Annotated in this window: 19 protein-coding genes; 4 read left to right on the top strand and 15 right to left on the bottom strand. The window is 67.7% G+C overall.

The genetic code is table 11. The features are described 5' to 3' along the window. Nucleotides 1-33: 33 nt before the first annotated feature. The 12 genes from WIX41_RS09605 to WIX41_RS09660 all read right to left on the bottom strand — a co-directional run bounded on the left by WIX41_RS09605 (nucleotide 34) and on the right by WIX41_RS09660 (nucleotide 16,645). On the bottom strand, nucleotides 34-363 hold the full coding sequence (locus WIX41_RS09605) for an I78 family peptidase inhibitor (RefSeq protein ID WP_339446971.1): 330 nt from the start codon (nucleotides 361-363) through the stop codon (nucleotides 34-36). A gap of 71 nt (nucleotides 364-434) precedes the next feature. Then, the gene (locus WIX41_RS09610) at nucleotides 435-1,478 is read right to left on the bottom strand and encodes a ribonuclease H-like domain-containing protein (protein WP_339446973.1); all 1,044 of its coding nucleotides are present in this window, start codon (nucleotides 1,476-1,478) and stop codon (nucleotides 435-437) included. Further along, nucleotides 1,475-3,955: a DEAD/DEAH box helicase gene (locus tag WIX41_RS09615; protein ID WP_339446975.1), complete on the bottom strand. Its 2,481-nt coding sequence runs from the start codon at nucleotides 3,953-3,955 to the stop codon at nucleotides 1,475-1,477. Before WIX41_RS09615 ends, WIX41_RS09610 begins: the two co-directional genes overlap by 4 nt. A 158-nt stretch (nucleotides 3,956-4,113) precedes the next feature. Continuing rightward, the gene (locus WIX41_RS09620) at nucleotides 4,114-5,943 is read right to left on the bottom strand and encodes a hypothetical protein (RefSeq protein ID WP_339446977.1); all 1,830 of its coding nucleotides are present in this window, start codon (nucleotides 5,941-5,943) and stop codon (nucleotides 4,114-4,116) included. Beyond that, nucleotides 5,940-8,096, bottom strand: coding sequence for a hypothetical protein (locus WIX41_RS09625; RefSeq protein WP_339446978.1), 2,157 nt, complete (start codon nucleotides 8,094-8,096; stop codon nucleotides 5,940-5,942). Before WIX41_RS09625 ends, WIX41_RS09620 begins: the two co-directional genes overlap by 4 nt. After that, complete coding sequence (locus WIX41_RS09630; RefSeq protein WP_339446980.1) at nucleotides 8,093-9,214, bottom strand: BatA domain-containing protein; 1,122 nt, start codon at nucleotides 9,212-9,214, stop codon at nucleotides 8,093-8,095. Before WIX41_RS09630 ends, WIX41_RS09625 begins: the two co-directional genes overlap by 4 nt. Next, nucleotides 9,211-10,101 carry a DUF58 domain-containing protein gene (locus WIX41_RS09635; RefSeq protein WP_339446982.1) on the bottom strand — a complete coding sequence of 297 codons (891 nt, stop codon included), beginning with the start codon at nucleotides 10,099-10,101 and terminating at the stop codon, nucleotides 9,211-9,213. The genes WIX41_RS09630 and WIX41_RS09635 overlap by 4 nt, the downstream gene beginning before the upstream one ends. A gap of 7 nt (nucleotides 10,102-10,108) precedes the next feature. Next, the gene (locus tag WIX41_RS09640) at nucleotides 10,109-11,095 is read right to left on the bottom strand and encodes an AAA family ATPase (RefSeq protein WP_339446984.1); all 987 of its coding nucleotides are present in this window, start codon (nucleotides 11,093-11,095) and stop codon (nucleotides 10,109-10,111) included. A gap of 61 nt (nucleotides 11,096-11,156) precedes the next feature. Continuing rightward, nucleotides 11,157-11,858, bottom strand: coding sequence for a DUF4159 domain-containing protein (locus WIX41_RS09645; protein WP_339446986.1), 702 nt, complete (start codon nucleotides 11,856-11,858; stop codon nucleotides 11,157-11,159). A 43-nt stretch (nucleotides 11,859-11,901) separates the two neighbouring features. Further along, entirely contained in the window at nucleotides 11,902-13,236 is a 1,335-nt protein-coding gene (locus WIX41_RS09650; protein WP_339446988.1) for a TldD/PmbA family protein, read from the bottom strand. A gap of 21 nt (nucleotides 13,237-13,257) precedes the next feature. Then, nucleotides 13,258-14,892, bottom strand: a complete 1,635-nt coding sequence (locus WIX41_RS09655) for a TldD/PmbA family protein (protein WP_339446990.1) — start codon at nucleotides 14,890-14,892, stop codon at nucleotides 13,258-13,260. 124 nt (nucleotides 14,893-15,016) lie between these two features. Continuing rightward, entirely contained in the window at nucleotides 15,017-16,645 is a 1,629-nt protein-coding gene (locus WIX41_RS09660; RefSeq protein ID WP_409187356.1) for a TldD/PmbA family protein, read from the bottom strand. 112 nt (nucleotides 16,646-16,757) lie between these two features. Between WIX41_RS09660 and WIX41_RS09665 the strand changes: the two genes are divergently transcribed. After that, nucleotides 16,758-17,375, top strand: a complete 618-nt coding sequence (locus WIX41_RS09665) for a DUF938 domain-containing protein (RefSeq protein ID WP_339446994.1) — start codon at nucleotides 16,758-16,760, stop codon at nucleotides 17,373-17,375. 127 nt (nucleotides 17,376-17,502) lie between these two features. On the opposite strand, the gene WIX41_RS09670 is transcribed toward WIX41_RS09665, so the two are convergent. Both WIX41_RS09670 and WIX41_RS09675 read right to left on the bottom strand, forming a co-directional pair. Then, a complete protein-coding gene (locus WIX41_RS09670; RefSeq protein ID WP_339446996.1) occupies nucleotides 17,503-17,688 on the bottom strand; it encodes a hypothetical protein in 186 nt (61 codons plus the stop codon). A gap of 326 nt (nucleotides 17,689-18,014) precedes the next feature. Next, entirely contained in the window at nucleotides 18,015-21,713 is a 3,699-nt protein-coding gene (locus tag WIX41_RS09675; RefSeq protein ID WP_339446998.1) for an indolepyruvate ferredoxin oxidoreductase family protein, read from the bottom strand. Nucleotides 21,714-21,874: 161 nt separating this feature from the next. Here WIX41_RS09675 and WIX41_RS09680 point away from each other — a divergent pair, with 161 nt between their 5' ends. After that, the gene (locus WIX41_RS09680; protein WP_339447000.1) at nucleotides 21,875-22,513 is read left to right on the top strand and encodes a tetratricopeptide repeat protein; all 639 of its coding nucleotides are present in this window, start codon (nucleotides 21,875-21,877) and stop codon (nucleotides 22,511-22,513) included. A 54-nt stretch (nucleotides 22,514-22,567) separates the two neighbouring features. On the opposite strand, the gene WIX41_RS09685 is transcribed toward WIX41_RS09680, so the two are convergent. Further along, nucleotides 22,568-24,052 carry an AAA family ATPase gene (locus WIX41_RS09685; protein WP_339447002.1) on the bottom strand — a complete coding sequence of 495 codons (1,485 nt, stop codon included), beginning with the start codon at nucleotides 24,050-24,052 and terminating at the stop codon, nucleotides 22,568-22,570. A 131-nt stretch (nucleotides 24,053-24,183) separates the two neighbouring features. Here WIX41_RS09685 and WIX41_RS09690 point away from each other — a divergent pair, with 131 nt between their 5' ends. Both WIX41_RS09690 and WIX41_RS09695 read left to right on the top strand, forming a co-directional pair. Continuing rightward, a complete protein-coding gene (locus WIX41_RS09690; protein WP_339447004.1) occupies nucleotides 24,184-24,813 on the top strand; it encodes a ParA family protein in 630 nt (209 codons plus the stop codon). A gap of 16 nt (nucleotides 24,814-24,829) precedes the next feature. Continuing rightward, nucleotides 24,830-25,306 (top strand): SixA phosphatase family protein, encoded by a 477-nt coding sequence (locus WIX41_RS09695; RefSeq protein ID WP_339447006.1) that lies wholly within the window; start codon nucleotides 24,830-24,832, stop codon nucleotides 25,304-25,306. The last annotated feature ends 29 nt before the right edge of the window (nucleotides 25,307-25,335 follow it).

Here is a 25,335-nt window from a genome sequence, read left to right on the forward strand (position 1 = left end):
GCAGGGCGTGGCTCTACAGATCGATGCGGGTTATCAGTTGCAGCCGATGCGCTCGATCTCGTTTTTCCCATTGACGTTGATGGTCAACCGGTCCTCGCGGAAATCCATGGTGACGGCCATGCCCGGCTTCACCACGCGGGCATTCTTGGCACCGCTGGCGGCGACTGCCTCCTTGACCAGCGCTTCGTCCGCTACCTTTCCATTGAACTGCTCGAGAACGTCCGGATTGCACTCCATGGTGCCTCCATCAGCAACATGTGGAACCGGGTCCACCACGGTGGGTTCGGTGCTGCTCTTGGGCGGGGTGCTGCACGCGGTCAGCGGCAGGGCACAACCAAGCAGCAACAACAGGGGCATACGCATGGCCAGTCTCCGTGAGCGGGTAAGTGTGGACAGCTTGCACTGCCCCGGCTGCACGGGGTGTCAACGCCCGCTCAGGCCGAACCCGGCCCGCCTGCCAGGCCCAGCGTCTCGCGTTCGCGCCGTTCTTCAGCCACCAGCCGCAGCATCAGCAGCGACAGGGTCACCACGTCCTGGTGGTTGTGGTCGGCCACCCGGCGCAGGTTCACCGCGCTGCCGCCGCGCAGGTAGTTCAACCACGCCGCTGGCGCTTCGGAACCGGGCAGGTCGTCTTCGCGCACGATCTCCAGCAACTGGCGTTCGATGGTGGCCAACCGGCAGTTTTCCCAGGTGCCGCGGTAACGGCGGCGGGTGGGGAACAACAGGTCCACATGGTCCAGCGGGGTGATCGGGCAGCGCTGGCGGGCCAGCCGGTAGCGGGTCTTGAGCAGCGGGGCGTCGTAGCAGCGGCCGTTGTAGCTGGAAAACACGGTGGAAGGCTGCAGCCAACGGGCGAACTCGGCCAGCATCGCGCTTTCGGCGGCCATGGTGGTCATCAGCAGCTGGCGGATGCGCAGGCCTTCGCCGCGCGCGGCATCGCGATGCCAGTCGGCTGCGCCGATCATGAAGGCACGGGTGCCGGTGCCGCCGGCCAGCCCGGTGGTTTCGGTATCGAAGAACATCAGGTCCTGCGGCCGCACCTGTTCGCCCTGGCGTCTGGCGAAGGCCAGCGACAGCGGCTGGGTCGGGACGGGCTGGGCCAGGAACGATTCGATCAGGAACAGCCCGGGTGCGATTTCCTCGCCGGGCACATGGCGATCCTGCGCATTCGCGCGCGGCCGTGCCGCCGCCGTGCCGCGATCGCGCAGGCCGAGCAGCCGGTGCAGGCCACCCACATCGGGCTTGCGCAACGGCGCCGGTGCCGCCGCAGGGGCGCTAGCGCCGGTCGGCTTGTGGCGGATTTCCTGTTCCACCCAGGCGAACACCGAGTCGGGTGCGGGCCGGTGCGCCTGCGCATCGTTGGCCGCCACGGGTGCGGGGGGGGCAGGCGCGGCAGCCGTCTCCGCAGACGCCGGGCGCGGTGTGGCATCACCGGCCTGGCGCCGCAGCAGGCGCAGCTTGTCCAGGCTCAGGCTCAAAACGGCACCACCTCGGCATCGTGCCGCGCGCGTGCGGTGGCAACGGGCAGCGCGTGCTCGTCGAACAGTGCCAGTACCTTCAGCGCCAGCGCCTTGGGCGTGGTGGCATCGTCTTCCTGGCCAGCCAGCACCGGGCCCACGCAGGCCGGGCAACCGGCCTTGCAGTCGCAGCGCTGCACCAGTTCCTGCGCGCGCTGCAGCAGCTCGGCCTGGCGCAGCCACAGCGGCTCGCTCAGGCCCACGCCGCCGGGGAAGTTGTCGTACAGGTACACGGTGGGCACGAACTGCTGCTGCAATTCGATCGCGCTGGCGTCGAACTCGGCGCCGCGCAGCTGGCCACGCCCGCTCTGGTCAGCTACCGCGAACCACGCACCGTCGCCATTGCCCACTGCCTTCTGCAGATCGCGCGCGTCGGCCATCACCGCCACGGTGGCCACGATGTGCAGGGCGTAGGCGGCGCCGAGGAAGCCATCCAGCGCCTCTTGTTTGCTGTCGAACGCGGTCAGCAGCAGGCCCTGTGGCAGCTGCCACCACACCGCGGTGGTGTGCAGTTCCTGGTCGGGCAGGTTGACCGGCCCATAGCCGATGTTTTCGTGGGTGTAATAGCGGATCTTCTTGTAGCCGGCCACGCGCCGCACCACGTGTACTTCGCCATGGTGCGCATCGCCCTGGCCGGCCATGCAGCCGTCGAAGCGGTCCAGCACCTTGAGCTTGGTGAAGTCGATGCTGTCGGTGTAGTAGTCCACATGGGTGCGCGTGACGTACGCCTTGCGGCCTTCCCAGTCCAGTCGCTCCACCTGGTAGGGCGTGGACTGCACCATGTGGATGGCACCTTCGTACAGCGTCAATGCGGCGGCAGAGTAATCCACCTCGGCGATGATCTGCTGCCTGCCGTCGCTGCGGTCGACCACCACGAAGTTGCCATCGGCCACCGAACGCAGGCTCACTGCATTGGCCGGGTAGCTGTCGGCGATCCACTCCCAGCGGTCGCCTTCGCGGTGCACCACCTCGGTTTCGGCCAGCGCTTCCAGGAACACCAGCGGGTCGATCGGCCCGAACGGGTCGCCGGCCAGGAATGGCAGTTCGAAGGCCGCGCAGCGGATGTGGTCGAACAGGATCAGCGGCTGGTCCGGGGCGATGCGCGCGTGTTCGGGCGAGGCCTCGGCGAAGAAGTCCGGGTGCCGCACCACGTACTGGTCCAGCGGCTGCGAACTGGCCACCAGCACGCCCAGCGCCGGTTGCTGGCGCCGGCCGGCGCGGCCGAAGCGCTGCCAGGTGGCCGCCACGCTGCCGGGGTAGCCGTTGAGCACCACCACGTCCAGGCTGCCGATATCCACGCCCAGCTCCAGCGCCGACGTGCTGACGATGCCGTCGATGTTGCCCGCGCGCATGGCGCGTTCGGTCTCGCGGCGTTCGGTGGGCAGGTAGCCGCCGCGATACGCACGGATGCGTGCGGGCTTGCGCGGGTCGTGGTCGAAGATGTCCTTGAGGTACTTGGTCAGCACTTCGACCATCAGCCGGCTTTGCGCGAAGATCAGTGTTTTCAGGCCGGATTTGATCGCGATGCGGGCGATGCGGTTGCTCTGCGAGCGTGCCGAGGCGCGCAGGCCCAGGTCGGCATTGACCACCGGTGGGTTCCACAGCAGCACGTGCTTGGGCCCGGTCGGCGCGCCCGATTCGGTGATGGCGGTGACCGGCGCTTCGATCAGCGCTTCGGCATGCGCCTGCGGGTTGCCGATGGTGGCCGAGCACAGGATGAACTGTGGCGACACGCCGTAGAAGGCGCAGATCCGCTTGAGCCGGCGCAGCACGTTGGTGACATGGCTGCCGAACACGCCGCGGTAGGTGTGCACCTCATCGATCACCACATAGCGCAGGTTCTCGAAGAACTGTGCCCACTTGGTGTGATGCGGCAGGATGGCCTGGTGCAGCATGTCCGGGTTGGACACCACGATGTCGCCGTGCAGGCGGATCGCCTGGCGTGCATCGCCGGGCGTGTCGCCGTCGAAGGTGAATGCCTTGACCCCCAGGTCGCCGGCGCGGTTGAGCTCCAGCAGCTCGGCCACCTGGTCCTGGGCCAGCGCCTTGGTCGGGAACAGGTACAGCGCCTTGGCCTTGCCCTGCATGGCGGCACTGACCACCGGCAGGGTGTAGCACAGCGACTTGCCGCTGGCGGTGGGGGTGACGATGGCCACGTGCTCGCCCCGCTGGGTGGCGTCCCACGCTTCGGCCTGGTGGCTGTACAGCTGTTCGATGCCGCGTGCCTTCAGCGCGGCGGTCAGCGCGGCCGGCACATCGGCCGGGATCGGCGCATAGCGGCCTTCGCGCCCGGGGATCGTGAAACTGCCGGTGATGCGGTCGGCATAGCGCTGCTGCAGCCGCGCGGTAAGCAGTGCACCGTTGCGCGAGGGCAGCCCGTCGGTGGTCGCAAGGCGGCGCTCGGCGTCCTCGGTGCGTTTGGCAAGTTCGTAGGCCATGGGAAACAACGGTCTGCAAAGGACGCCATGGAAGCACAAACGCGTCTCAGCGGTTGAGACATCGCCGGCTGCACGCGTGAATGATTCAGTGCGTACCTTTCTGCGAGCCGTAGCTGGGCTGCCCGGCGCTGGTGGGGCACTGAGCAGCTGCTCCCTCGCTACGCCGCCGGTGCAGCAGGACGCCGCCTTTCGAGCCACCACAGCAGGCCAGCAACGGCGATGAAGGCCAGCAGCCAGGGCCAGCGGTGGCCGGGGACCTTGCCGGGTGATCCGGCTGCGACGGCGTTGGCTTCGGCCAGGCGGTGGGCGGTGGCCGTGCGCAGCTGCTGGCGGTACAGCGGTTGCGCGGTGGCCGGGTCGAACACGTAGAACGCCTGTACGGTGCCACCGTACTGCAGCTGGTGCCAGCCGGGCTGCTGTGGCCAGTAACCGGCGCAGTGCTGGCTGCCGGTGGCCGGGTCGACCTGCACGGCGACCATGTAGCCCTCCGGGCTGCGGACCTGGGCGCCGCTGGGAACTTCACACAGGGTCAGGCGCTCGCCCGCCCACGGGGTGGTGGTAGCCAGGCGCACCGTGGGCGCGCCGGGCAGCGCGCGCGCGACCGTGGCCAGCACGCCGGACCACAGTTCGGCGTAACGATCATCGCGACCGGCCAGTATCAGCCGGTAGCTGTCGGTCACCGGCAGCACGGCGACGCGGCCGCGCCCCACGCTGCGCCAGCCGCCCACGGCATTGCCCTGGGCGTCCTGCAGCAGGGCTTCGGCGCCTGCCGCGTTTACGTCGAAGCGCTCCAGTGCGGGTGGGGCGGCACTGTGCGATGCGGTATCCGCCTCCTCGATGTAGGAGGTGGAATTGGCCGCCGGGCGGACCGGACCGCGACGCGCCTGCAGCAGCGCGGCGTCCGGATCGGCGGGCAGCGCCAACGGTGTGGCGCGGGTGCCGCCGGTGACCGGCAGGCCCCATTCCCGCAGCGCCTGGCGCATGCCGTCGCCCAGCGCACCGCTGCTGCGCGCGACCACACCCAGCCCATCGCGCAGCGCTTGCCGCACCAGCGTGCGCTGGGCAGCGCCGAGTGCGGCCAGGCTGCGTTCGTCAAGCACCAGCACGTCGGTGGCGGCCAGCCGCGCGGCGTTCAGCGCGACCGGGGCATCGCCCAGCATCACCCCGCCACCCGCACTGGCCTGCGCCTGTACTGCCAGTCCGGTGTCGGTCGCCCAACGGCGCAGGTACTTCAGTTCCGGACCCGGCGCACCGGCGAGGATCAGCACGCGCGGTGCAGGTGCATCCACGGTCTGCTGGGGCACCGGCACGCTGTCCACCACATGCTGCTGCGCGTCGAGCAGGCGCAGGGTGAATTCGCTGCGCCCGGCGGCACGGGCAGTGCTGTGCAGGCGCACGCCGCCCTGCGCGTCGAGTGCCGCGCGGTCGACCACCACGCCGGCCGGGTCGAGCAGTTCGGCGCGCGCCGCATCGACACCGCCGGCGCGGGCGGCAACCTCGAACAATGCACCAGGTGCGGTGACGGCCGGGGGTTGCAGCTCCAGCCAGCCGCGTGGCGCGGCGGGAGACTGCAGCGTCACCCGCGCTGGCAACGCGGTTTCGCGATCACGCGCAGACAGTCCGTCGCCGACCAGCAGCAGCGCGGTGCTGCCCGGATGCTGGCGCAGCGCGGTGGCCAGGTCGGGGGCGCGTACGGCCTCTGCACTGGCCGGTGCTTCGGGCAGGGAGATCACGGTTGCGCCGGCGGGCGCAGCGCCTGCCAATGCGGGGTTGCCGGTCAGTACGGTCAGCTGGCCGGCTTCCACACTGTGCTGTGGCGGCACCAGAGTGAAGTAGAGCAGGAGGGCGGACAGTGCCTGCAAGACGAGCAATGCCGTGCGTCTGGGCAAAGGCAACCACGCAGGGCGTGGCTCTACGCGCAGGATCCGCACGCTGCCCACTACCGTAATCAAGACCAGTGCGATGGCGATCCACGCGGCCATGCTCATCGCGTGTCCTCCATTGCATCCAGGTAGCGCTGTGCCATCGGGTCAGGCGCGCTGCGCCGTTCAACCTGCGGCAACGGCCGCAGCAACGCACGCCACAACTGCGCGCGCAGGGTAGTGCGGCAGCTTGCGCAATCCGGGGCCAGGCGCAGCTCCTCCACCGCCGCCGCCAGGCTGAGCGGATCGGACAGCTGCGATTGATGGCGGCCCAACCATTGGCTCAGCGCGTCCAGGTCCGGCGTGGTGCCGCTGTCTGCCAGCTGCTGCCAGACCGCCACGATGGCCGGATCCGGTGCCTTCTCCGGGGTGAGGGTCGAGGTGCGGTTGCCAAGATCGGTGCGATCGCCGGTCATGCGCCGGCTTTCGTCGATGGGCGGCAGCTCGGGTCCGACGCGGGCCAGGTAGATGCGCTCGGCCTGCTGCACCTGCTTGATGAAGGCCAACGCCTTGTAGGCGAAGGGCAGGGCGCGTTCGGGGCGGCCCTGGCGCAGCTCCCCTTCCGACGACCACATCTGGTCCAGTGCGGCTTTCAGGATCGCGCGGGTCTGTGGATCCAGCAGGGTGGCCGCTTCGGCGTGGTCGTGGGTGTGGCCGTACTCGGAGAGCACGTCGGTGGCGGCACCGAACACCGGGACGCTGTCGGCCTTGGCCGCACCGTGGTCGTGATCGTCGTGGCCACTCTGCGCGCTGGTGGCTTCGTGCTCGCGATCATCATCGTGATCGGCAGCGGGCGTGTCGCTGGTGGGCAGGCTGTCGCTGGTCGGCGGCGGCTTGGCGCCACCTTCGCTTTCCTCACCCAGGAACTGCCCATAACGCAGGCGCAGGATGCGTTGATCCACGCCGATCGCATCGGAACGCTTCACGAACTCGTCCGCCGGCAGCTGGCGGCGCAGTTTGATCAGCGCTTCGGCGTCGATGATGATCTGGCGCTGGCTGCGGAAGTACGCCGGCAGGGTTTTCTTGACCATGCCTTCCATATCCGTTCCCAGTATCTGTTCTTCGCTGGGCAGGCGCAGGATCAGACTGGTGCTCTGCGCGGTCTGCGCCGTCGGCGTGCGGTTGTCGCGCACCTGCAGCTGCGCGATCACATCGTTGCCCGGGCCAGCGCCGAGTGCGGCCAGGTCCAGCGTGCGCGCGAAGCGGCGTTGCGTGGCCGGGCCCGTACCGGTCAGCGCGATGCGCTGCTCGCGGAAGGTGATGTTTTCGCCGCTGCCCTGGGCCAGGGTCAGGTGCAGCTCTGCCTGGGCGGCCACGCCGAAGTCATCGCTGGCCTCGAACTGCAGGGTCCATTGCCGCTGGCCGGGCGTGGCCAGTACGAGAGTGCGGTCCGGTGCGATCACGCGCACGGTGGGCGGCCGGTCGGGAACCACATCCAGTCGATACAGCCTGGGCGCCGTCAGTGCCGGCTCGGTGACGATCCGGTACAGCGTGGGCTTGGCGGCCTTCCACTGCGCCACCCACTGTTCGCCATCGCGGCGCAGGGCGATGCGGGTGCCATCGTGCAATTGAAGTGCAGCCGTCGAGGGCTGCGCGCTGAAGCGCAGCGACCAGTCCAGTGCACTGCCCTGGACCACCTTGGCGTCCAGCGCGGTCTGGGTGCGCAGGGGTTGCCCGGTGTACGCCGGTGCCCGGATCTGCAACCTCGATGACTGCAGGCTGGGCGGCTGCGCCGCGCTGGCGGTGGGCGTGGTGCGCCCGGGAAGGTCTGGCAACGACGTACCCGGCGCGGGCCAGCCCACGGCCAGCACGGCCACCAGCGCCCCGCTGAACCACGACAACGCCAGCCAGCGCGTTGGCCACGCGGCGCGCAGCTCCGGCGGCGAGGCCTGCAGCGCGGCGGTGATGCGCGCCTGCTGGCGCTGCTGCAGGGGATTGAGCGTGGCGATATCGGCGAACAGCAGGTCGGCGCTGTCCTGCGCGATGGCATGCGTGTCCAGCTGGCGCACCAGCCAGTGCCGGTCCAGCCGCCGCGCACGCCAGGTGGCGGCGCCTGCGACCACCAGCAAGGTAGCGAACAGTACGACGGAGGCGATGTTGATGCCCGCCAGACGCGCGGCGATGGCAGTGATGGCCAGCGCCAGCGGTAACGACAGCGCAACCGTGAGCCACCACTGCCGGCGACGCGCGCGCTGCCAGGCCTCGTGAACGCGGTTCATGCGCGCTCCCCGCGTCGCGGTGCGGTGGCCATCCAGCGTTCCAGCGCGAACAGCAGCACGATCAGCACCAGCAGCCAGCTGGCCAGCTCGCGCGGCTGCGCCAGTGGTGCGATGGCGCCGGCCAACGGTGCATGCAATGCGGCGGGTGCCAGCTGCGGTGGCGGCAAGGGGTGCACCTGCTCCAGCAGGCGGCGCGGGAATGACGGTTCGCGCAGGATCGGCAGCGCATCGGGTGCGAGCGCCGCAGTGAAGCGCAGCACCTGGCCGTGCCCGAGCGCGTGGCGCACGACGGCGGCCTTGCCGCTGGCATCGGCCAGCACGGTCGTGCCACTGCCATGGGCCGCTTTGGCCGAGACGATCAGCACACTGCCGCCGGCCTGCACCCAGGCCTGCCAGGTGGCCGGCAGGGGCGCATCCGCCAGCCATACGCCGATCTGTCCGTCGTTGGGCACGACACCAGCGTCGAGCGGTGCAGACAGCGGCTGCCCGCCCCATGCGCGCTGTACCGCATCGAGCACGCGCAGTGCCGACGGTTCCGGGTCAGTGCCGGCCACGCGCAGCTGCGGCGCAATGTTCGGCACCGGCGCGGCAACCGGCGTGGCAACCGGCCGCCATTGCACCGTACGCGACAGTCGTGGCCGCTCGCCATCCAGTCCGGGCATCGGATCGGGAACGTACACGGTCAATGCCGTCCCCTTGGGCAGGGTCTGGTCCAGTTCACGCAGCAGGCTTGCAAGTGGCTGTGGCGCGCTGGGCGCGGTGTCCTGCAGGGGCGGGAACCCCGGCGCCAACCAGCGGCCTTCGCTGCCCGACGGCAGCGAAGGTGGGCTCATCCCCGGTGCGACCACCACCCACGGCGGCATCCGTATTGGCGCGCCATGCAGCAGCGGCCGGGCCAGCAGTACGGCCAGCGCGGCAAGCAGCAGCATTCGTACCAGCAGCAACGGCCATTCGTCGAACCGGATCCGCTGGCGTGGCCGTGCCTTGGCGCGCAGCCAGCGCAGTGCGGCAAACTCCAGTGGCGCGTACTGGTGGCGACGCGCCAGATGGATCAGCAACGGAACCAGCAGCGATGCCAGCGCCAGCAGCCCCAGCGGGAACAGCAGCGACAGGTTCACCGCGTACTCCCGGCCAGCGTACGCAGCGGTGCGTCCAGCGGCTGGTCGGTATGGGTCACCACGTGGGCAACGCCGCCGCGCTGCAGCCGTGCCTGCAGTACGTGCTGCGCATCGGCAAATCGAGTCAGGTAGTCGTCGCGGATCGCGCGGCCATCGCCCAGCAGCTCCTCACCGGTTTCCGGGTCGCGGAAGCGGTGCCCCTCCTGGAACGGAAAATCGCGCTCGTCGGCAGTCAGGACCTGCAGTTGCACCACGTCGCGGCGGGCGGCGGCCAGCCGCTCCAGCAGCACCGTACCGGCCTCGTCGAAGCCATCGCCGAGCGCCACCAGCATGTCGTTGGCCTGCACCCGCTCCCACACCGGGCGCAGCACTTCGGCAGCCGGCCACCCACCGCTGGCGCGCAACCGGTGCAGCAGCAGGTGCACGCGGTCGCGCTGGCGCGCGCCGCTGCCGGCAGGAACCAGTTGCACCCCTTCGCCATTGATGGCAACCAGGCCGAAGCGGTCGCCCTGCTGCAGCGCCAGCTCCACGATGCACGCAGCGGTGGCGCAGATATGGTCCAGCCGCGAGACAGCCGGCCGTGCATGGTCGTTCTGGCGTGCGGACGCAGTAGCATCCACCAGGATCCAGATCGTGACCGGGCTTTCGCGCTCGGATTCGCGTACGAAGAAACGGTCCGAACGCGCGTACAGCTTCCAGTCGATCTGGCGCAGCTCGTCGCCCGGCTCGTACGCACGGTACTGCGCGAACTCCAGCCCGGCGCCGCGGCTGCGGCTGGCATGCTGGCCGATGCCCTGTGCGCCGGCTGCACGCCGCGGCAACAGCCGCAGCGCCTTCAGACGGCTGCGGACATCGGCGGGAATGGCGATCGGGGCGTGCGGGCTCACGGCAGGCTCAGGCGGGGAAGGGCACGGCCTGCAGCAACGCGGCGATCACATCGTCGGCGCTCTTCTGCTCGGCTTCGGCGGCGAACGAGAGCAGCAGGCGGTGGCGCATCACCGGCGCGATCAGCGCCTGCACGTCGTCGCGGGTCGCCGCAAAGCGGCCCTGCAGCAACGCGCGCGCCTTGGCGGCCAGTACAAGCGACTGCCCGGCGCGCGGACCGGCGCCCCACTTGATCCAATGGTTGACCGCATCGGGCGCGCCCGCGCCCGGCCGGCTGGCGCGGACCAGGCGGGTGATCCAGCTCAGCACGTCATCGCTGACATGCACTTGCCGCACGGCAGCCTGCAGGGCCAGCACATCGTCGGCGTGCATCACCTTCGGTACGGCACCACTGCTGCTGCCGGTGGTCTGCACCAGGATGTCGCGTTCTTCCTGCTCGGTGGGGTAATCCACCCGCACGTGCAACAGGAAACGGTCCAGCTGGGCTTCCGGCAGCGGGTAGGTGCCGGCCTGTTCGATCGGGTTCTGCGTGGCCAGCACGAAGAACGGCGCCGGCAGCGCGTAGGTGGTGCCCGCGTAGCTGACGGTGCGTTCCTGCATGGCTTCCAGCAGCGCCGCCTGGGTCTTGGGCGGGGTGCGGTTGAGCTCGTCGGCCAGCAGCAGGTGGGTGAAGATGGGGCCCTGCTGGAAGCGGAAATGGCGGTGGCCGGTGCCGTGGTCTTCCTCCAGCAGCTCGGTGCCCAGGATGTCGCTGGGCATCAGGTCGGGGGTGAACTGCACGCGCCGGAACTGCAGCTCCAGCGCCTGCCCCAGCGAGCGCACCAGCAGGGTCTTGCCCAGCCCCGGCGCGCCTTCCAGCAGCACATGGCCACCGGCGAGCAGCCCGATCAGCAACTGCTCCACCACATCATGCTGGCCCACCACGGCCTTGCCCAGCGCATCGCGCAGGGGCTGCAACTTGGAAAGAAGGGCGTCAATGGGGCTATCGGTTTGCATGGCACGCTCGCAGCAATGAATGTAGAGCCACGCCCTGCGTGGCTGAAGAAATAAGCGGAACCTAATTATTCAACGCATACATCACGATGTTCACCGCAAACCGCGTGTTGTCCTCGGCCAGGAACCGCTTGTTGCGCCAGTCGTAATCCCACTCGCAGCCGTAATCCTTGTTGCTGTAAAGCACGCCCAGCCGACCATCGACCTCGATCCCCTTCAGGTAATCGTGGACAAGATCATCGCCCCAGCCATTGAGCTCGAAGCCCGTGGCCGGCGGCCCCTCCGGAAACCGGAAGAAGCTGCGATACAGCGCATGGTTGTTGGGCAGCTTCTTCAGCGCGGCAGGCCCGAACAGCTTGCCCATCTGCGCCTCGAACGACTTGGCGAACAGCCCGTCGATATCGTGATTGCAGTCATCCACGAACACGAAGCCGCCGTTGCGTACATAGCGCACGAAGTTCTGCCGCTCGGCGGCATTGAACTCCACCAGCGTGTGCCCGGCCAGGTAGCAGAACGGGGCTTCCAGCATGCGCGGGTCCGACAACGCGACCACATGTTCGGTCGGGTCCACCCGCAACGAGGTGTAATCGATCAGCGAGGTGATCACGTTGGACGGCATGCGCGCATCCACGTCCCAGTCGCCGGAGTCGTATTTGAGGCGGGTGAACCAGAAATCGTAACGCCCGGCCTGGGCGCGGGCGAGCGAGGGCAGGGCCGCGAAGGCGGCCCCGCCGAGCATCAGCCGCAGGAACTGCGCGCGGTTCATCGCCGCACGCGCTTCCCGGGGCGTCTGCCGATACCGCGTTCCATCAGACCGCGTCGGACAGCGAGGTGAAGGTGAAATCGCGCAGCTTCATCGGCGGGATCATCATCACGAAGCTGGACTCATCACCGGCCACGCGCACCGGCTTGCCCAGCTCTTCGATGTTGTTGAGCATGATCACCGGCGATTCGTTGAAGCGGAAGTTCTTCACCGGGTACTTGATCTGGCCGTTCTCGATGTAGAAGGTGCCGTCGCGGGTCAGGCCGGTGAGCAGCACGGTCTGCGGGTCGACCATGCGGATGTACCAGGTACGGGTGACCAGGATGCCCTTCTGGGTGCCGCGGACCAGGTCAGCGGTGCTCTTGTCGCCGCCGCTCATCAGCAGGTTGCCCGGGCTGGCATTGGCGGTCTTGCCCTGCTTCTGCGCCCAGAAGCGCGAGTAATCCAGGTTGGCGACCTTGCCGTTCTCGATGATGGCCAGCTTGTTGCGCGGCAGGCCCTGCTGGTCCCACGGCAACACCGGCGCCTCGGCGTGCCCAGGGTCGGCATACATGTTCACGCGCGGGTCGTAGACCTGCTCGCCCAGCTTGTTGCCGCCGCCCTTTTTGGAAAGGAAGCTGCGGCCTTCGTCGGCGGCGCGCGCATCGAAGAAGTTCATCATGAAGCTGATCAGGCCTGCCGCTGCAGCCGGTTCCAGGATCACCGTGTACTTGCCCGGCTCCAGCGCCTTGGCTTCGGATGATTCGGTGGCCTTGCGCATGGCGATGCGCACGTCCTGGTCGGTCTTGAAGTCGGCTGCATCCTTCAGGTTGCGGCCCACCCAGCCCGAACCGCGTCCGTCTTCGGTACGCACGGTGCAGGTGTAGTCGAAGTTGGTGGTGCGCTGGTAGCCGAAGTTGCCGTTGCTGTTGGCGGTGGCCTGGAAGCCCTGGCCATCTTCCAGGAAGCCGGCAGCGATCAGGCCGTTGCCACGGCAGGGCGCGATCGAATCGGCGGCGACCTTGGCGCGGAACGCCGGGTCGATGGCGGCGGTGGATTCGCTGAAGGTCGGGCTGGCGGTGTAGGTCTGCTTGCCGATGGCCGGCAGGAACTCCGGGTTTTCCGGGGCCAGGCGGGCCAGGTCTTCGGCGCGGCGGACCACGCGTTCCAGCGCGGCGTCGTCGAATTCGTTGATCGAGGCGGTGCCGACGCGCTTGCCGAAGGCGACCGTGACGGCCAGTTCGGTGTTGTCGACGATGCCGCTGGTGGAGACGTTGTTGAGGGCGAAACGGATGTTGCCATCGATCGAGCCGGCCAGCACCGCGGTGGTTTCATCGGCCTTGGACAGCGCGATGACCTTGTCGAGGATGGCCTTGGCCTGGGCTTCGGTGAAGATACTCATGGAATTAGGGCTCCTGACCGGTCAGCCGAGGCTGCGCGCGGTGTTGATGACGTTGATGCCGTTGAAGCGCGCGGTGGACGAACCGTGCGAGACCGCCGAAACCTGGCCCGGCTGGCCCTTGCCGTCGAAGAACGAACCGCCCAGGCGGTAATCGCGCTCGTCGGCCACGGCGCTGCAGGCGTTCCAGAATTCCGGCGTGCGGATCTGGTAGGCCACATCTTCGAGCATGCGGGTGATCTGGCCGTTCTTGATTTCATAGAACAGCTGGCCACCGAACTGCGCGTTGTAGCGCTGCTGGTCGATGGAGAACGAGCCGTCGCCGATGATGTAGATGCCGTTCTCGACGTCCTTGATCATGTCGGCCACGCTCAGCGGGGTCTTGCCCGGCGCCATCGACACGTTGGCCATGCGCTGGAACTGCACGCTGGACCAGGAATCGGCATAGCAGCAGCCGTCCGATTCGGTCTTGCCCAGGATGTGGGCCTGGTCGCGGATGGTCTGGTAATCGACCAGCTTGCCGTCGCTGATCAGGTCCCAGCGCTTGGTCTTGACGCCTTCATCGTCGTAGGCCACCGCGCCGAGGCTGCCCGGCTGGGTCTTGTCGGCGAAGATGTTGACCAGGTCGCTGCCGTACTGGAAGTGCTGCTCGCGCTTGTCCAGGGTGGCGAAGCTGGTGCCTGCGTAGTTGGCCTCGTAGCCCAGCACGCGGTCCAGTTCCAGCGGGTGGCCGACCGATTCGTGGATGGTCAGCCAGGTGTGCGAGGGGTCCAGCACCAGGTCGTACTTGCCCGGCTTGACCGACGGCGCCTTCAGCTTTTCCTGTGCCTGCTTGGCCGCCGCGATGGCGTCTTCCTTCATGTCGTAGGAGGAGCCGTAGTTGACCACGCCGTTGGGCGTGAGCACCTTGCCCGCCGCGGCACCATCGAGGTATTCGTAGCCCATGCCCATCGGCGCGGACAGGCCCTCGCGGGTGCGGAACTTGCCGCTGGCCTTGTCGATGGCGGTGATCGTCATCGGGGCCCAGATGCGGTGCACGTCCTGGTCGATGTAAGAGCCATCGGTGGAGGCGAAGTACTTCTGTTCGTTGACCAGGAACAGCATCGAGTTGACGAAGCTGGCGCCGGCGCCCATCGCGGCGGCATTGACGTCCAGCAGCAGCTCGACCTTTTCCTTGATCGGCACTTCCATCGCGTTCTTGCGGATCGGCGTCTTCCAGCTCACCTCGCCCACGCCGGGCGTGGCGGCCAGCTGCACCCTGGCGGTCTGTACGCCGGCGTTGGCCTTGGCGATGGCCACCGCCTGCTGCGCGGCGCGCGCCACGTCAGTCGGATTGAGCTGGTTGGTGGCGGCAAAGCCCCAGGCGCCATTGACGATCACGCGGATGCCCACACCGGTGGATTCGGTGTTCACCACGTTCTGCACCTTGTCTTCGCGGGTGATCACGAACTGGCGCAGGTAACGGCCGATACGCACATCGGAGTAGGTGGCGCCGGCCTGGCGGGCAGCGGCCAGTGCGGCGTCGGCCAGGCGCTTCTTCAGCGCCGGGTCCAGGGTGCTGTGCAGCTGTTCGGCGGCGATCACCTTGCCGAAGAACGACGGCACGATCAGGCCGCCAGCAGTAAGCCCGGTCAGGGCAAGGAAGTCACGTCTTTGCAAGGCAGCTCTCCACGTCGGTGTGGGGGTGGCGGAAACAAGGCGGGGGTATGGCAACAGCGGTGCATCGATTCTTGCGGGCGCAGCGGTCCAGCGGTAGTGACGTTAGGCATGGTGGCAGGGCGGCTCAGCCCAGGCTGCGCGCGGTGTTGATGATGTTGATGCCGTCGAAGCGCGTGGTCGCCGAACCGTGTGAGACCGCCGACACCTGCCCGGGCTGGCCCTTGCCATCGAAGAACGAACCGCCAAAGCGGAAATCGCGCTCGTCGCAGATCGCGCTGCACGCGTTCCAGAACTCCGGCGTGCGGATCTGGTACGCCGCGTCCTCGACCATGCCGGCGATCTGCCCGTTCTTGATCTGGAAGTACAGTTGCCCGCCGAACTGCGCGTTGAAGCGTTGCTGGTCGATGGAATACGAGCCACGGCCGTGGATGTAGATGCCGTTCTCCACGTCCTTGATCATGTCGGCCACGCTCAGCGGGGCCTTGCCCGGTGCCAGCGACACGTTGGCCATGCGCTGGAACTGCACGCTGGACCAGGAATCGGCGTAGCTGCAGCCGTGCGATTCGGTTTCGCCCAGCAGGTGCACTTCATCGCGGGTGGCCTGGTAGTTGACCAGGATGCCGTCCTTGACCAGGTCCCAGCGCTTGGTCTTGACCCCTTCATCGTCGTAGCCCACCGCGCCCAAGCTGCCTGGCGCGGTCTTGTCGGCGAAGAAGTTGACCCGCTCGCTGCCCCAGCGGTAACCGGCATCGCGCTTGTCCAGCGTGGCGAAGCTGGTACCGGCGTAGTTGGCCTCGTAGCCGAGCACGCGGTCCAGCTCCAGCGGGTGGCCGACGTTTTCGTGGATGGTCAGGAACAGGTTGGATGGATCCAGCACCAGGTCGTACTTGCCCGGCTTGACCGAAGGCGCCTTGAGCTTTTCGCGGGCGTGGCGCGCGGCGGCGATGGCATCTTCGACCGGATCGTAGGAGTCACGATAGGCGGTGATGCCACCCGGCAGCTGGATCTTGCCGCTGGCCTGGCCATCCAGGAATTCATAGCCCATGCCCATCGGCGAGGACAGCCCGGCGCGGGTGCGGAACTTGCCGGTGCCCTTGTCGATGGCGGTGGCGGTGAACGGCAGCCAGATCCGGTGCACGTCCTGGTCGATGAACGAGCCATCGCTGGAGGCGAAGTACTTCTGCTCATTGACCAGGAACAGGGTGGAGTTGATGAAGTCCGCACCGGCATTGATCGCGGCCGCATTCAGGCTGAGCAGCAGGTCGACCTTGTCCTGGATCGGCACCGCCATCGCGTTCCTGCGGATCGGCGTCTTCCAGCTCACATCGCCGACCCCGGTTACCGGGGCAAGCTGCACCGGCCGGGTCTGGATGCTGGCGTTGGCGCGGGCGATGGCTGCGGCCTGTTCCACGGCAGCGAGGATCGCGGCCGGGGTCTGCTGGTGGGTAGCGGCAAAACCCCAGGCACCGTTGACGATGACCCGGATGCCGATACCCGACGATTCGCGGTTGGTGATGTTCTGCACCCGCGCCTCGCGGGTGATCACCGACTGGTTGAGGTAGCGGCCGATGCGCACGTCGCAGTAGCTGGCCCCGGCCCGTTTGGCCGCAGCCAGCGCGGCTTCGGCGAGCGCCTTGTTGCGGACCACGTTGCCGGGCTCGAGCAGCTGCTCGGCGGCAATCAGGCGGGAGTGCGGCAGCATCAGGCCGGTCAGGCCCATACCGGACAGGGTCAGAAACTCACGGCGTTGCACAGCTGGCGATTCCCAGGAACGATCAGCCTTCGACTGTCGTTTGTGACCCGGTGCTGGCACAAGTGACTGCGGTCATGGTTGGATGTGCGCTGATCCGACATTTCCAATCGTCATGAGCCAACAACGCTGGTCCGAGGCCTGCGAGCGCAACCGCGACCCGATCCTGGCCGTGCTGCGCCGCCATCTGCAGGATCGCCGCCGCGTGCTGGAGATCGGCAGCGGCACCGGCCAGCACGCGGAGTACTTCGCCGCGCAGTTGCCGCACCTGGTGTGGCAGGCGAGCGACCACCCCGACTATCTGCCGGGCATCGCCGAGCGGCTGGCCGAGGCCGGCCTGCCCAACGCGCCGTCGCCGTGGCCGCTGCAGGCGGTGCTTGAGCCGCTGCCGGGCCTGGCCCCGCTGCCGGACGCGCCGCTGGGATTCGATACCGTGTTCAGCGCCAACACCCTGCACATCATGAGCTGGCCGCACGTGCAGGCCTTGTTCGCCGGACTTCGCGCGGTGATGGCCGACGGTGCGCTGCTGTGCGTGTATGGGCCATTTAATTACAACGGCAACTACAGCAGCGACAGCAACCGGCAGTTCGATGCGTGGTTGAAGGCGCGGGATCCGGAGTCAGGCATCCGGGATGCCGAGGCGGTGGATGCGCTCGCCGCAGCGCAGGGCCTGTGGCGGGTTGAAGACGTGGCGATGCCGGCCAACAACCGGCTGCGTGTCTGGCGACGGTGACATGCAGGGTGCGACATCAGGTTTCGCTTGCAACTGCGGGTAGGGTAGTGCGCTGGAGATGTCGTAAAGCGGCGCCAGGCGGACCTGCTCGCTGTCCAGAAGCAGCGAGTAGTTCGTGGCGTGTGCATCACGTGGAAGCGCGACGCCCAGCCTTGAAGCGTGTTGTCGTTGTCAGGCAGCAGTCCCCACGCGACAGCCGGAAGGCACCGGCCGCGCCGCGCCATTCCGGGGCGTACGTGAAGTGCGGGTTGCCGTATGCATCCTGACGCAACGTGCCCATGGGTACACCCTGCATCAGCACGTGCAGGCTCATTTCGGTTTCCGATGCTTGCCGGTGTCCGACTGGGGTGTTTCATGCATGCTTGCTGGTTCCGCCGTGCGCGGGTGGCCGGTGGCAACGCGTGCGCGTTCCAGGATCTGGGCATACGACAGCGGCAAGCGATGCGGGTCTGTGTATACGAACGCTTACATACCAATGAAAGTGGGGAGTTTCATTAATATGCTCAATCGAAATGCACTCGATCGCTTACATCGACACATGAGTCACCGAACGGCGACATTCTCTGGATGTTGGCGTTCGGTGACGTTGCGGTCAAAACAGTGGCTGTAGGCAACCCATGGGTTGCCGTCCGCAGCGGGCTACGCCACCCGCACGATATGCAGCGCCTTCGGGTTGCGCCACTGGGCCAGCAGCACCGCTTCACGCGCCTTGGCCTTGTGCAGGTGCGCTTCCTTTACATGCCCATAGCCGCGGATATGTTCAGGAATGCTGGCGATTTCCACCGCCAGTGCCACCCGGTCATCGCTCAGCCCTTCCAGCAGCAGCGCCACGGTCTGTTCGTAATCGGCGATCAGCTGGCGCTCGCCACGGCGCTCTTCGGTGCGGCCGAAGATGTCGAAGGTGCCGCCACGCAGGAACTTGAGCTTGGCCAGCAGGCCGAATGCCTTGAGCATCCACGGCCCGTATTCCTGCTTGATCAGGCGTCCCTGCTCGTCCTTCTTCGCAAACAGCGGCGGGGCAAGATGGAAGCGCACTTCGAAGTCGCCCTCGAACTGCTGTTGCAGCCGCCGCTGGAACTCGCCGCTGGTGTACAGGCGCGCCACTTCGTACTCGTCTTTGTAGGCCATGAGCTTGAAGTAGTAACGGGCCACGGTCTCGGTCAGCGCGGTACTGCCGGCCTTGTCCCACTCCACCGCGCGCACGCGCTCGACCAGCTTGCGGTAGCGCGCTGCGTAGGCTGCATCCTGGTACTCGGTGAGGAAGCGCACACGGCGTTCCACCAGCTCGTCGAGCGAACGCGACAGGCGCTCGTCATCCAGCGGCAGGAACGCCACTTCGCCACCACCGCCATGCCCGGGCAGGCCGCGCAGTTCGCGCTCGTCGCCGGTTTCGCGCGGCGCGGCGGTGGCGCCCCATTCGTTGCCTTCCCATTCGCCCGGCGGCAGGTCGTGCAGCGGGCCCGGGGTGCGCTCGGCATCGGTATGGCCGTTGCGGACCAGGCCGGCGGCCTGTTGCACCGCCTGCGGATCCACGGCGGCCAGCCGGCCCCAGGCGAACGCCTGCTGGTTCATCGCCACCGCCGCGCCATTGAGCTCGACCGCGCGCATCAGCGCCTCGAACGAGATCGGCACCAGGCCCTGTTGCCAGGCGTAGCCGAGGATGAACAGATTGGAGGCGATCGCATCGCCCAGCAGCGCGGTGGCCAGCTGGGTGGCATCGAGCAGCAGCGGCTCGCGACCGCCCAGCGCCACGCGGATGCCGGCAATGATGTCGGCGGCGGGGAACTGCATGTCCGGGCGGGTGGTGAAGGTGCCCGGCATCGCTTCATAGGTGTTGAGTACCACCTGCGAGCGCTCGGCACGTACCTTCGACAGCGCCCAGTAATCGTTGACCACCACCATGTCGCAGCCCACTACCAGGTCGGCTTCGCCGGCGGCGATGCGCACCGCGTGGATGTCTTCGGGCGTGCGCGCGATGCGGATATGGGTGGTGACCGCACCGCCCTTCTGGGCCAGGCCGGTCTGGTCGAGCACGCTGGCGCCCTTGCCTTCCAGGTGGCCGGCCATGCCCAGCAGCGCGCCGATGGTGACCACGCCGGTGCCACCGACGCCGGTGATCAGGATGTTCCAGGGCTGCTCGAGCGTGGTGCGGAAGGTCGGCGCGGGCAGGTTGTCGAGCAGGGCGCTGCGTTCGCTGCGCGAACCCTTGCGCAGCTTGCCGCCGTGCACGGTGACGAAGCTGGGGCAGAAGCCGGTGGTGCAGGAATAGTCCTTGTTGCAGTTGGACTGGTCGATATCGCGCTTGCGCCCGAATTCGGTTTCCTTGGGCAGCACCGACACGCAGAAACTCTTCTGGCCGCAGTCGCCACAGCCTTCGCAGACCAGCGAGTTGACCACCACGCGCTTGGGCGGGTCGATCAGCTTGCCGCGCTTGCGGCGGCGGCGCTTTTCGGTGGCGCAGGTCTGTTCGTAGATCAGGATACTGGTGCCCTTCACTTCGCGCAGCTGTTTCTGCACGGCATCAAGCTCGGCGCGGTCGTGGAATTCCACGCCCTCGGGGAACAGTTCGCGCTTGTTCCACTTGCCGATCTCATCGCTCACCAGCACGATCGTCTGCACGCCTTCGGCGCGCATCTGGTGGGCGATCTGCGGCACGCTCAGGGTGCCGTCCACCGGCTGGCCACCGGTCATGGCTACCGCATCGTTGTAGAGGATCTTGTAGGTGATGTTCACCCCGGCGGCGATCGCCTGGCGGATCGCCAGCGAGCCGCTGTGGAAATAGGTGCCATCGCCCAGGTTCTGGAACACGTGTTCGGTGTCGGTGAAGGCGGCCTGCCCGGCCCAGGTCACGCCTTCGCCGCCCATGTGGGTGAAGGTGTCGGTGCTGCGCTCCATCCAGGTGACCATGTAATGGCAGCCGATGCCACCCAGCGCGCGCGAGCCTTCCGGCACGCGGGTGGAGGTGTTGTGCGGGCAGCCCGAGCAGTAGTGCGGCACGCGCGGGAAGCTGGCGCGCGGCAGGGCCAGTTCGGCTTCCTTGGCGTCCATCCAACGCAGTCGCTGTTCGATGGATTCATTTGTAAAGAAGCGCTGGATGCGGCGGCCGATCACGCCGGCGATCGTTGCCGGGGTCAGTTCATTGGTGGACGGCAGGATCCACTGGCCCTGCTCGTCGTACTTGCCCACGATCGACGGACGCGGGCCGGCGCTGGAAGGCCAGTTGTAGAACTGTTCCTTCATCTGGCGCTCGATGAAGGCACGCTTCTCCTCCACCACCACGATGTCTTCCAGGCCCTGCGCGAAGCGCGCAATGCCTTCCGGCTCCAGCGGCCAGGTCATGCCGACCTTGTACACGCGGATGCCGATGTCGGCGCAGGCGCGCTCGTCCAGGCCCAGGTATTCCAGCGCCTGCAGCACGTCCAGGTAGCTCTTGCCGGTGGTGACGATGCCCAGCCGCGCGCGTGGCGAATCCATCACCACCCGGTCGATGCCGTTGGCCCGCGCGAACGCCTGGGCGGCCTTGACTGCATAGCGGTGCAGGCGCATTTCCTGGTCCAGCGGCGGGTCCGGCCAGCGGATGTTGAGCCCACCGGCAGGCATCTCGAAGTCCTCGGGCAGCACGATCCGGCGCGCGAACGGGTCCACCTGCACCGATGCGGACGATTCCACCGTTTCGGCGATGGTCTTGAAGCCGATCCAGCGCCCGGTGTAACGGCTCATGGCCCAGCCGAGCAGGCCCATGTCCAGGATGTCCTGCACGCCGGCCGGGTTGAGCACCGGCATCATCGCGCTGACGAATTCATCTTCGCTGCCATGCGGCAGGGTCGAGCTGCGGCAGGCGTGGTCGTCGGCGGCCAGCGCCAGCACGCCGCCGTGCACCGAGGTGCCAGCGGCGTTGGCATGCTTGAACACATCGCCGCAGCGGTCCACGCCCGGGCCCTTGCCGTACCACATGCCGTACACGCCCTGGACCTTCGCCCCGGGGAACAGGTTGGTCTGCTGGGTACCCCAGACCATGGTCGCGCCCAGGTCCTCGTTGAGGCCGGGGGTGAACTTCACCCGGGCCGCCTCCAGATGCTGGCGGGCGCGCCACAGTTCCAGGTCGAAGCCGCCCAGCGGGCTGCCCCGGTAGCCGCTGATGAAGCCGGCGGTGTCCAGCCCGGCGGCCTGGTCGCACAGGCGCTGCATCAGCGGCAGGCGCACCAGTGCCTGCACCCCGCTCAGGTAGATGCGGCCGTCGGTACGGGTGTACTTGTGGTCCAGCGTGTAGCTGTCGTCCAGCGGCCCGGCAGGCAGGTTGGCAGACGAAGGCGAGGTGAGTTCGGCGGTACTGGTCATGGCTGGCCCGTGCTGACGGCTGGCACGGCCACCGCGAACGGCGGCCGGAAAGGGCGGAATTGTAACAGTCGGGCTGTTTTGGCCCTTCGGGACTCGCACCCGAGCCGTGCTGCGGTTAGGATCGGGGAGGGAGGTTGTTGTGACAACCTGGGGGAGTTTGCATGGCAGTGGGAAGAAACGTGCTGGCCAGCATGGTGCTGGCGGCGGGAATGGTGGTGTTCGGGGCGGCAGCGCAATCGTTGCCGGCTTTGCAGGAGTTCTACTTCGATGACGACGTGGCGGCGGTCACGCCGGTGGTCGTACCGGCCGACAGCAGCGATGTGGTCGAGCAGCTGATGAAACAACGCGAACGTGGGCGCAAGGCGCTGGAAGCCACGGTGCAGTTGGCCAGCGTGGCCTATGCACAGGGCCGCCCGGAGCTCGGCCGCGAGCTGTATGCCGATGCGGAAAAGAATGCACCCGGCACCTCCGTGCCCGGGCGCATGGTGCGCTGGAACCATGGCTGGGACCTGTTCCGCCAGGGCGATGCCGAGGCTGCCCTGGTGCAGTGGCACAGTGCCCAGCTTGGCCTGCGGGGCAACGCATCGTGGGTGCCACCGACCTATGCCCTGGCGTTGTGGACGCTCGGGCGCAAGGACGAGGCGGTGCGGTGGTATGCCGCCGCCGTGCGCACCGAACCGCAGCGCTGGAGTACCAGCGGGGGTTACCCGCAGGCGCTTCCAAACTGGCGCGACAGCGAACGTGCCACCCTGGCAGAAGTGCAGAAGGCCTGGGCGGCGCAGCCGCCGGCCTGGCCGTAACGTAGCGCCGGGCTCTGCCCGGCACGCGGTGGTGCAGCCGGGCAGAGCCCGGCTCTACTCGTCCGCGCTGACCGTCCGGCCCTTGGCCCATTCCCGCAGACCATTCACCTGTTCGGCCATCAGCACCGACAGCGGGCGGCTGCCGCGGATTTCGGTCATCAACAGCTCGGTGTCCAGTGCACGCGCTTCGGCATGCGCCGCGTACAGCCCGGCCACCACGGCCTGTTCGATCTCCGCGCCCGAGAAGCCATCGCTGGCCGCGGCCAGTGCCGGCAGGGCGAAGTCGTCGGCATTGAGCTGGCGGCGGCCCAGGTGCAGGCGCAGCAGTTCCACCCGGGTGTTGGCGTCGGGCAGGTCGACGAAGAAGATCTCGTCGAACCGGCCCTTGCGCAGCAGCTCGGCCGGCAGCTCATGCACCTGGTTGGCGGTGGCCACGATGAACACCGTGCTCTTGCGCTCGGCCAGCCAGGTCAGCAGGTGGCCCAGCACGCGACGCGACACGCCACCGTCTTCGCCACCACTGGCCAGGCCCTTTTCGATCTCGTCGATCCACAGCACGCACGGCGCCAGCTGTTCGGCCGAGGCCAGCGCCTCGCGCAGATTCTTCTCGGTTTCGCCATGGAACTTGTCGTACAGGCTGCCGAAATCCAGGCGCAGCAGCGGTACCCCGAACCCGGCAGCGGTGGCCTTGGCCAGCATTGATTTGCCGCAGCCCTGCACGCCCAGCAGCAGCATGCCCTTGGGTGGATCCAGACCGGCCGGGCCCTGGCCGCCCAGGAATACCGGACGACGCTGGTTGACCCAGCGCTTGAGCCGGTTGGCTCCGGCCACGTCGGCGAAGCGGGTGGTGTCGTATTCGTAATGCAGGTGCCCGGCGCGATTGAGCAGCTCGAACTTCAGCTTGGCCAGCTGCGGCAGGTCGTCCTGGCTGATCGCACCGTCTGCGAAGATCAGCTGGCGGGCGATCCGCCGCGCATCGACCAGGCTCAGGCCGCGCAGATTGTGCAGGATCTTCCTGACCGCATCGTTGTCCACTTCGACCCGGCGGCCGCCGTTCTCGCGCGCATAGGCCGCCACTTCCTCGCGCAGCATCTTGAGCAGCGCGTTGGGGTCGGGCAGGCGTGGGTTGAAGCGGGTTGCCAGTGCTTCCAGCTCGGCCGGCAGCTCCACCTTGGCGCCGACCAGCACCAGTACGTGGGCCTCGCAATGGCGGCGCTGGATCAGGTCGCGCAGCGCGCGCTGGTGGCTGGCATAACCCAGGTAGGGATGGAAATCGAGCAGCAGGTAGACGCCGCGCTGGTCGGCCTGGCGGATCATCTGCAGGGCCGAGCTGGCATCGGGTGGACCGACCGCATCGTCCTCGCGGTCCATGTCGATCCGGCGCAGGCCTTCGGTGATCGACCAGCGGTGCAGGGCCCGCCACACATGCATCAGGGTCTGCCGGAACAGCTCGACCACACGACCTTCGTCCTGGGTCTCGATCACGATCAGCGGGGTGTTGGCGCGGATCAACGCGCTGAGGTCCTGTAACTCGCTCATACCGGCTTGCATTCCTTTGGATCGCGCACGATAGCAAAGGGTCGGCGGATGCAGGAGGTTCAGCCGCGCGACTATCTCCATCACGGAGGGCGGTGTACGCTCAGGACACGTCCCCCGGAAGCGAGGCTGGCATGAAGACGATCCTGGTAGCCGGTTCCAAGGGTGGGGTGGGTAAATCCACCATCGCCACCCACCTGGCGGCGCAGGCCGCCCTGGCCGGCAAACGGACCGTACTGGCCGACGCCGACCCCCAAGGATCCAGCACCCGCTGGGCCGAACGCCGTGCCGGGCTGGAAAGCGCGGTGCTGCCCATCGATGCCAGCGGCAAGCACCCGCTGAAGAAGGTGCCCGACGATACCGAGGTGCTGATCATCGACGCCCCCGCCGGGGCGCGGGCTGCGGACCTGGAAGCCTTCCTGGACGCGGCCGATGCGGTGGTGGTGCCGGTGCTGCCGTCGGCGCTGGACATCGAGGCCATCGTCGGCTTTCTCAACAGCCTGTCCAAGGTGCCGCGCGTGCATAACCGCAAGCTGCCGGTCGGCCTGGTGCTCAACCGCACCAAACCGTGGACCCAGACCTCCCGCCAGGCCGAGCAGATGCTGGAGGAGTGGCCGTACCCGATCATCGCCAAGCTGCGTGACACCCAGGGCTACGTGGTCATGACCGGCCTGGGCCGAAGCCTGTTCGATTACCGCTCCGCGCAGGTGCGCGAGCACCAGAGTGACTGGGAGCCACTGTTGAAGTGGTTGAAGATTGCCTGAGCCAGAAGAGAGCCTTATGCGAGAACTGATCCTGCTGCGCCACGCCCATGCCGAACCTGCAAGCACCGGCCAGGAAGACCTGGACCGACCCCTGTCGCCGGTCGGGCTGGCCGAAGCCGAAGCCGCAGGCAAGTGGCTGAAGGAAAACAACCTCACGCCGGACAGCGTGTTGTGCTCACCGGCGCGCCGAACCCGCGAGACCCTGGAAGCGGTAGTGGGGGTTATCGGGTACGCCGAACAGAAGCTGGAGGATGCCGTCTACGACGCAACCCCGGGGACCCTTGCCCGCCTCATTGATGACAGGCGGGACGTCGAACGCCTGCTTGTTGTGGGCCACAACCCCGGTCTGGAACAGCTGGTGGCACTGATGAGCGACGGAAGCAGCAGCGATTATCGCGGCATGCCGCCGGGCGGCATTGCAGTTCTCCAGTTCGACAAGACCAGCGCCATCGAGCCCGGCGCCGCGAGCCTGACCGCATTCTGGTGGCCGTAAACCGTGACAGCAGTACGTACCCTGCTGTG

The sequence above is a fragment of the Stenotrophomonas sp. AB1(2024) genome, assembly GCF_037482345.1.
Taxonomy (GTDB): domain Bacteria; phylum Pseudomonadota; class Gammaproteobacteria; order Xanthomonadales; family Xanthomonadaceae; genus Stenotrophomonas.